This window comes from Tautonia rosea (genome assembly GCF_012958305.1).
Classification (GTDB): domain Bacteria; phylum Planctomycetota; class Planctomycetia; order Isosphaerales; family Isosphaeraceae; genus Tautonia; species Tautonia rosea.
In genome coordinates this window covers 540,738-547,014 of record NZ_JABBYO010000005.1, presented here as the reverse complement: position 1 = coordinate 547,014, position 6,277 = coordinate 540,738, and the positions used below count along the sequence as shown (strand labels likewise).

Genomic DNA, 6,277 nt, shown 5'->3' with positions numbered 1-6,277 from the left:
CGAGTTCGATGAAGAACTCGTTTCCATCCGACGGCGTGGGGAGTTTTTCCCACTGCCCGTCATCTTCTCCGAAGTCCTGATTCTCATCCTGGCCGTCCCTATCATCGACGGGAAGCTCCGGTGTCTCGGGAGCCGCAAAATCCCTCACCGGTTGCGCAATCGGAGGAGTGGGTGGGGCAAACCCAGTCATGATTGGCTCGGGAGCTTTGTCCTTCAGCTCTGAAGGACTGAGAGCATCATCCGGACCGAGGTAAATCCGGAATTTGTACCCTCCCAGGCTCACCCTATCTCCAGGAAGCAGGGCCGCCCATCGGACTCGCTGCCCCTTGACCCGCGTGCCGTTGGTCGAGGCCAGATCGCGAAGGATCAGCAATCCCGAGGTTCTTACCAGCACACAATGCCGCTTCGAGATCGACGGGTGATCGATCCAGATGTCGCACCCGTCCCGACGGCCGACGACGGTGATGTCTCGTGTGACCGGGATCGGGGGATCACCATTATCGGGGATCAATTCGGCTTTCATCGCATCCTGGGGTTCGCGGAACGCACGTTCTTGAACTCAAGGACGTCGGTCGACGTCCTCAAGAACGGAAACCCGAATGAGTGCCTACTCAAAGGCACGACCGTCGGAATTCTACCCTCAGCTCAACAATCGAGCAAGGTTTATGTGTGCGTTTGCGAAACACCCGTTCCGGACCTCCTTGGAACGTCTTCGCTCCGTGTTCTTGAAACTTTACGATGACCTGACCGGTATCGATCGCCGACGATCACGCGTTGCCTGATCCCGGCCCGGGGGCAGAGGTCTGGCTCGCACCGGGGAAAAACAGACTATGATTCACATCAAGAGATTCGTGTTTGGAGTGATGGCGTCGACGTCACTCATGCTTGCCACCAGTTCGGTTGGATTGGCCCAGGAGGATCACCTCGCATCTGGCGCCGATTTTCTTCATCCGGATGCCCTGGTCTTTTTGGAGCTCGCTCAGCCCGAGCGCCTGTTTGACCGGATGACCTCCGACCGCGTTCAAGACTTCCTGGGCTCGATCCCCGGTTATGCCGAAGCCCTGGACAACCCTCAATTGAATGAACTGCGACAGGTCGCCACCTTCGTGGCCGCACAGCTCGGAACAACCTGGCAAGAGGGATTACGAACCCTGATCGGGGGGGGAATCGTGGTCGGTATCGAAGAGGCCGATCCCCCTCGACTAGTCCTGGTCGTGACTCCTTCCGATGCGGCGCTCCTCGAAAAGGCCCATTCCACGCTCGTCTCGCTTGCTCGAGAAGATGCTCGGGGAAAAAATGCCCCCGATCCCATCACCGAGTTTGAGCACCGCGGAATCACCGGCTTCAGTCTCTCAAACGAAGAGGCCCACGCCATCGTCGACGGCCGCTTGATTCTTTCCAACAGTCGGACCGGATTGCAGGCGATACTTGATCGTCATCTCGACAATGGAGATCACCTCACTGATTCTCCCTCTTATACGGAGACGCGGCCCGAGGGTGACCCTCTGGCCTGGGCGTTTGCTCGGGTGGAACGGCTCCGCGAACTCGACCCCAAGCGATTTTCCGGCGATGAGCCCGATGCCGGCGCGATGCTTCTTCTGGGTGTATGGATCGATCTGATTCGCCAGACTCCTTTTGCCTCCGCAACGCTCGACTGGACCGATGATCGCCTGGCTCTGGACCTGAGGCTCGATACTCCCAAGGACGGTCGATCGGAGGCAATGGCCCGCTTTCTTCCCCCAAAAGGTGCAGGCGCTCCGGCTCCCCTGAAGGTCGACGGACTTCTCGCCACCATCAATCTCTGGCGTGATCAGGAAGCGCTCTGGCAAGTCCGAGAGGAATTGCTTCCGCCGGAAGCCCTGCAAAACCTCGCCCAGCTCGATTCCTTCTCAGGTACCTTTTTTGGAGGCCGGGAGTTTGGCGATTCTGTCCTCGAACCGCTCGGCAACCACTGGCAGATCGTCGCAACCATTCAAGACTACGAGGCGATGGACCCGGCGCCCGAGTTGAAGTTGCCGGCCTTCGCTCTGGTCGTTGAACTCGACGCCGATCGCCCTGAATTCGCCCAGCGATTACGGGTCGCCTTTCAGTCATTCCTCGGGCTCGTGAACCTCGGGGCTTCGGAAACCGGTGCTCCTCCTCTCATGCTGGGCTCAGAGTCGTACAAGAATCAGACCATTTCCCTTGCGACCTTTATGCCTCCACCTCCTTCTGACGATGATCAGGGCGAGCCGGCCGAAATCCATTACCGACACAATTTCAGCCCTTCCATCGCCGAGGTCAACGGACGCTTCATTCTCAGTTCGAGCATTGGTCTGACCCGTTCGCTCATCGATGCAATCCAGGCCGAGCCCGATCCGGAGACGATCGACGCCACGCTCCTCATGACGGCCGACGGCCCGGCTCTGGCTGCTCTGGCTGAACGCAACCTGGAACGTTTGATTCTTCAAAATATGCTTCAGCGTGGTAATGATCGAGCCGACGCCGAGCGCGATGTGACTGTCCTAATCGCCCTGCTTCGTTATCTTGGTCAGGGGTCGTTGCGTCTTGTTGACACTCCCGAGCATTCGTCGCTGTCTCTGGAATTCCAGCTGGGGGAACTCGACGACTGAGTGACGGTTGCAGCGAGTGCCGCGGTTGCTCGATGAACATCCGGCAACTGCGACACTCATTCGGCTTCGATTGATGTGTTCGGTGATGCTTACCGGGTGGAGTCATCATGCGTCTGCGAACCAAGCGGGACGATCCCCGCCAGGCCTGGTCACCGTTTGAGGCGACGGACAGAGAGCCCTGGGACCTCAATCGGGTGGCTCATCTCCATCGTCGGGCCGGATTTGCCCCCTCGTGGGACGTCCTTCAGCGCGACCTCGACGACGGTCCTGAGCTCAGCATCGACCGACTGCTCCACGGGGAGGCGGAAGCCCTCGACGGCACTCCTGCCGCACAGTTCGAGAACCTCATAGACTCGTTGACCCGAGGTCCCGGTGCTGCAGCCGGAACCACCGGTCTCCAGGCCTCATGGCTCTACCGGATGATTCACACCCCGTTTCCGCTGCAGGAACGGCTGACGCTCTTCTGGCACGATCATTTCGCCACTTCGATCGAAAAGGTGAATGAGCCGAACTTGATGCGTCAGCAAAACGACTTGCTTCGTCGACACGCTCTTGGCTCGTTCTCGGACTTGCTCCGCTCGATGGCCCGAGACCCGGCCATGTTGGTCTGGCTCGACGCCACGGCCAGCAAAAAGGACCATCCCAACGAAAACTACGCCCGAGAGGTGATGGAACTGTTCACGCTGGGTCGTGGACACTACAGCGAGCGAGACGTGCAGGAAGCCGCCCGAGCCTTCACCGGAACCTTCGTCGTTCAGGGGCGATACCGCCACGATCCCCGAGCATTCGACGCCGGCGAGAAGTCCATCCTCGGTCAATCCGGATTCTTCGACGGCGACGCGGTGGCCTCGATCCTTCTCGACCAGCCGGCCTGTGCCCAATTCCTCTGCCGCAAACTCTTCGCGCTCCTCGTCAGTGAAGTCGACGAGCCCTCCGAGGCGTTGATCGAACCCTTAGCGGAGGCCTATCGCAATTCCGGCTACGACACGAGCGTCCCCGTGGCCATGATCCTTCGCTCTCGGCTGTTCTTTGATTCCTCGATACGACGCAAGCGAGTCAAGAGCCCGGTCGAATTTGCCGTCGGCACCATCCGCGCCCTGGAAATTGTCTCACCGACTGTTTCCACCAATGACCTGGCCGAGGCCTGCTCCCGAATGGGACAACGCCTTTTTGCCCCTCCAAGTGTGGCTGGATGGGACAGCGGTCCAGCTTGGATCAACACGACGACCTCCCTGGCACGCTCCAATACCATCCTGCAACTGATGAATGATCGACGCCGCTTCGATCCCGAAGCACTCTGCTCCCGGCATGGTCAGGCCGACGAGCCCACCGACTTCTTCATCAACCTTCTTGTGCAGGATGCGTTGTCTGCCGGGGTTCGGGAACGCATCACAGGATCGGCTCATGAGGTAGCGACTCGTGTTCTGACCTCCCCTGAGTATCAGCTTTCCTGATTGAGCGAATGCTCAGGTTTTCCTCGGACCATCGACCGGTGACTCCCACCAAGGATCGAATCATGACACTTCATCGCCGCCAGTTCCTCCGATCCTCCCTGGCTGCCTCCTCCTTGGTTTCGATGGGAGGTGCAACCATTCCTGGATTCCTCGCGCGATCGGCTCAGGCCGCCAGGGTCGCGAATCCTGATGATCGGATCCTGGTCGTCGTCCAGCTTGTTGGCGGCAACGATGGGTTGAACACGGTCGTTCCGCATGGGATCGACGGATACGTTCGCAACCGTCGCCGACTCCGATTGCCGACCGGGCAACTTCATCGCATTACCGAAGACATTGGTTTTCACCCGAGTATGGGCCAGATGGCCAAGCTGCTCGAAGACGGTCGACTGACCATTGTGCAGGGGGTGGGGTATCCGAATCCCGACCGCTCTCATTTCCGATCCATGGAGATTTGGGAAACCGCCCGCACTGACTCCAGCCCCGAGGCGCTCGAAACCGGATGGCTCGGCCGAGTGCTCGACGCCAATCCTGCCGGTCCCGGATCGGATTCGCCGGCCATCCATGTCGGCGGCGGCCGACTGCCCCTGGCCCTGAAGGCCCGGAGGATCGAGGTTCCATCAATGGAGCAGATCGACCAGTTCCGACTCCAAGCCGGCGGTTCCTCGGCTGACCAGGACTCAACCCGATCGGCCTTGAATGAGGTTGCCAGCGTGGAACGGACGGATGACCCCTTGCTCGGCTTTCTCCGTCGGAGCACCTTGGCGGCTTACGAGTCGAGTGCGAGGCTTGAGGAGGTTGCCTCGGGGCAGGGGGATGACTCCAATTACCCCAACTTCGACCTCGCTCGCCGGCTCGAACAGATTGCTCGTATCATTAAGGCCGGCTTCGGAACACGCATTTATTACACCCGGCAAGACGGTTACGACACCCACGCGAACCAGCTCGGCAGTCACGCCGCGTTGCTCAACGAACTGGCTGACTCCCTCGCCGCGTTCCATGATGATCTGGCACAGGACGGCCAGGCCGACCGGGTCGCGGTGCTCGTCTTCAGCGAGTTCGGACGGCGGGTCGCCGAGAATGCGTCGAACGGAACCGACCACGGGGCCGCGGCTCCGGTGTTCGTCGTCGGCCCCGTATCTCAGGCGGGGTTGATGGGTGAGCACCCGAGCCTCGACGATCTCGACGAGGGTGATCTGAAGTACCAGCTCGATTTCCGGAACCTCTACGCCTCCCTCCTCGACAACTGGCTCGGCGTCTCTTCGGCTCCCATAGTTGGTGAGGGGTTTGCGTCCTTGCCCTTGCTGAAAACCTCCTGAACGGGTGATCTGAACGCGATTGAGATGTTGCCGATCCCGATTCGGACTGGTACAACCCAGTCATGAACGCGTTTGCCGACTTCAATCCGATCGTCCAGGCTCTGGTGGCTGGAGGGTTTACCTGGGGACTGACAGCCCTCGGAGCCTCGCTTGTCTTTTTCGCCCGGTCGATGAATCGGCGCATGTTCGATGCTATGCTCGGTTTTGCGGCCGGGGTGATGGTGGCGGCGAGTGTCTGGTCGTTGCTCTTGCTGGCGATCGATCTCTCCCGAGAACAGGGTGGCTCGGGATGGGGACCGGCGACCATCGGCTTCCTGCTCGGTGGCCTGGTGCTCCGTCTCGCAGACCAATGGCTCCCGCATCTTCATCCCGGTCTGAAGCGGGACCGAGCAGAGGGGATCAAGACTCAATGGCGACGGTCCACCTTGCTTGTCCTGGCGATCACCCTGCACAACATCCCCGAAGGCCTGGCCCTCGGAGTGGCCTTCGGAGCGACCGAGCACGACTTCATTGATGGCTCGCTCGGACGAGCCATTGCTCTGTCGATCGGCATCGGCCTACAGAACGTTCCCGAAGGGATCGCCGTCGCGCTCCCACTTCGGGGCGAGGGGATAAGTCGGGTCAAAGCTTTCTGGTACGGTCAGCTTTCCGCGATAGTCGAGCCGGTGGCCGCGGTTCTTGGGGCGGCGGCCGTGCTGTTCGTCTCGCCCATCCTTCCCTACACCCTGGCAGTTGCCGCGGGGGCGATGATCTACGTGGTGATCGAGGAGCTCATTCCTGAGAGCCAGCAGCACGGCAACACCGACCTCGCAACGCTGGGAACAATGGCCGGGTTTGCCGTGATGATGGTGCTGGATGTCTCGCTGGGATGACGAGGGGTTCGGTTTCGTTGAAA

At 60.3% G+C, this 6,277-nt stretch carries 5 protein-coding genes; 4 read left to right on the top strand and 1 reads right to left on the bottom strand.

Going from position 1 to position 6,277, the window contains the following annotated elements:
* Window positions 1–523 (bottom strand): FHA domain-containing protein (locus tag HG800_RS11825; RefSeq protein WP_169976814.1); only part of this gene is annotated, 523 nt, incomplete at its 3' end.
* Window positions 524–863: 340 nt separating this feature from the next.
* Between HG800_RS11825 and HG800_RS11820 the strand changes: the two genes are divergently transcribed.
* The 4 genes from HG800_RS11820 (at window position 864) to HG800_RS11805 (ending at window position 6,254) form a co-directional block, all read left to right on the top strand.
* On the top strand, window positions 864–2,612 hold the full coding sequence (locus HG800_RS11820) for a hypothetical protein (protein WP_169976813.1): 1,749 nt from the start codon (window positions 864–866) through the stop codon (window positions 2,610–2,612).
* 107 nt (window positions 2,613–2,719) lie between these two features.
* Window positions 2,720–4,066 (top strand): DUF1800 domain-containing protein, encoded by a 1,347-nt coding sequence (locus HG800_RS11815; RefSeq protein ID WP_169976812.1) that lies wholly within the window; start codon window positions 2,720–2,722, stop codon window positions 4,064–4,066.
* A 62-nt stretch (window positions 4,067–4,128) separates the two neighbouring features.
* The gene (locus tag HG800_RS11810; protein ID WP_169976811.1) at window positions 4,129–5,382 is read left to right on the top strand and encodes a DUF1501 domain-containing protein; all 1,254 of its coding nucleotides are present in this window, start codon (window positions 4,129–4,131) and stop codon (window positions 5,380–5,382) included.
* Between the two features lie 62 nt (window positions 5,383–5,444).
* The gene (locus HG800_RS11805) at window positions 5,445–6,254 is read left to right on the top strand and encodes a ZIP family metal transporter (RefSeq protein ID WP_169976810.1); all 810 of its coding nucleotides are present in this window, start codon (window positions 5,445–5,447) and stop codon (window positions 6,252–6,254) included.
* Window positions 6,255–6,277: the final 23 nt, after the last annotated feature.

Bases quoted from the DNA above. Each gene is read 5' to 3' on its own strand.
- HG800_RS11815 (WP_169976812.1), top strand. From the start codon at position 2,720: ATGCGTCTGCGAACCAAGCGGGACGATCCCCGCCAGGCCTGGTCACCG.
- HG800_RS11810 (WP_169976811.1), top strand. From the start codon at position 4,129: ATGACACTTCATCGCCGCCAGTTCCTCCGATCCTCCCTGGCTGCCTCC.
- HG800_RS11805 (WP_169976810.1), top strand. From the start codon at position 5,445: ATGAACGCGTTTGCCGACTTCAATCCGATCGTCCAGGCTCTGGTGGCT.
- HG800_RS11820 (WP_169976813.1), top strand. From the start codon at position 864: ATGGCGTCGACGTCACTCATGCTTGCCACCAGTTCGGTTGGATTGGCC.